Origin of the sequence: Streptomyces sp. SID1328 (assembly GCF_009865595.1) — a bacterium.
In the GTDB taxonomy this organism is placed as follows: Bacteria; Actinomycetota; Actinomycetes; order Streptomycetales; family Streptomycetaceae; genus Streptomyces; species Streptomyces griseoluteus.
On sequence record NZ_WWKH01000426.1, the window covers coordinates 1 to 1488 of the forward strand.

Here is a 1488-nt window from a genome sequence, read left to right on the forward strand (position 1 = left end):
CGCTCGGCCACCGGGGCACGGGGTACGGACCGGGTCACCGAGGGCAGCCGCACGGAGTACGCCGGACGGCTGCCCCGCACCACGCCCCGCGCGCCCGGACCGGAACGCCCGCGCCCCGTCCGCCGCCCGTCACCACCCACCACGCGCCCGCCTCGCCTCCGCACCCGCCGGGCTGACCGCCGGTCACCTCCGACGCTACGGGCAAACCGGACACCGGGTGACGCCCACTGGGCCGCGTGGACTACGGACGTCCCCACCTGCTCCTCGGTCGGCAGCCAGTTCCCGTGCAGGCCGAGCGGAACGCGGACCGGGGTGCGCACGCGGGCCACCGGGCCGCTGTCCGGTGCCCCGGCGGGAACCACCAGGAGGTGGACGCTGTCGTCGGTGCGGTCGGTGGCGGAACCGGTCATGGGACCTCCCCGGCGGAGGAAAAGCGGGCCGACGTACCCCCGGTGGTCACCCGCTCGGCCCACCCTCGCATCCGAACCCCCGACCGTCGATCGAACGGTTGCCTGACTCGGAGGGACCGGAATGCCCCGGTGCGGGCGGAAGCGGCCGCAAGAGGGTGAGGAAACGTTCCGATGGTCCTACATGACGTCCGGAACATGGACGAATATACGGTCTCATGGACATTTTGCTGGTCGCCAGCGCGTTCAACAGCCTCACCCAGCGCGCCTACGCCGAACTCTCGGACGCCGGACACGAGGTGGACGTCGTACTCGCCACGCACGGGCCCGACCCTGTCCGTGCCGCCGTACGCGACAGACGCCCCGAGCTGCTCGTCGCGCCCATGCTGAAGACCGCGCTCCCGGAGGACGTATGGCGGGAGCACACCTGCCTGATCGTGCATCCCGGCCCGCCGGGAGACCGGGGTCCCTCCTCCCTGGACTGGGCCGTCGACGGAGAGGCCGGCCAGTGGGGCGTCACCGTCCTCCAGGCCGAGGCCGGCATGGACGCGGGCGCCGTCTGGGCCGACGAGCCCTTCGCCCTACCGGAGGCCGGAAAGAGCGACCTGTACCGCAACGAGGCGGCCGACGCGGCGATGACCGCCCTGCACCGGGCCGTGCGCCGGTACGCCGACGGCGACCACAAGCCCCGCCCGCAGACCGGCGACTGGCCCGAGGCCGTCTGGCGCGACTACTTCCGCCAGGACCGGCGCCGCATCGACTGGGAGCGGGACGACACCCGTGCCGTCCTGCGCAAGCTGCGCGGCGCCGACTCCCAGCCGGGCGTGCTCGACGAGCTCCACGGCCGCGAGGTCTTCCTGCACGGCGGCCACCCCGAGGACCAGCTCCGCGGCCGCCCCGGCGACCTCCTCGCCACCCGCGCCGGAGCCGTCTGCCGCGCCACCCGCGACGGCGCCGTGTGGATTCCCGAGCTGCGCCCCCGCAAGAACTCCGGCGACCCGGCGCCCTTCCGCCGCCCCGCCGCCACCGTCCTCGCCTCCTGGACCGCCCCGCACACCCCCGCCCTGCCCGAGATCCCGGC

At 74.7% G+C, this 1488-nt stretch carries 2 pseudogenes; one reads left to right on the forward strand and one right to left on the reverse strand.

The features are described from left to right. Nucleotides 1-260: 260 nt before the first annotated feature. A pseudogene (locus tag GT030_RS37365) lies at nucleotides 261-398 on the reverse strand (carotenoid oxygenase family protein); the annotation flags it as partial. Between the two features lie 227 nt (nucleotides 399-625). Between GT030_RS37365 and GT030_RS12755 the strand changes: the two are divergent. Continuing rightward, nucleotides 626-1488, forward strand: a pseudogene (locus GT030_RS12755) (hydrogenase maturation protein); the annotation flags it as partial.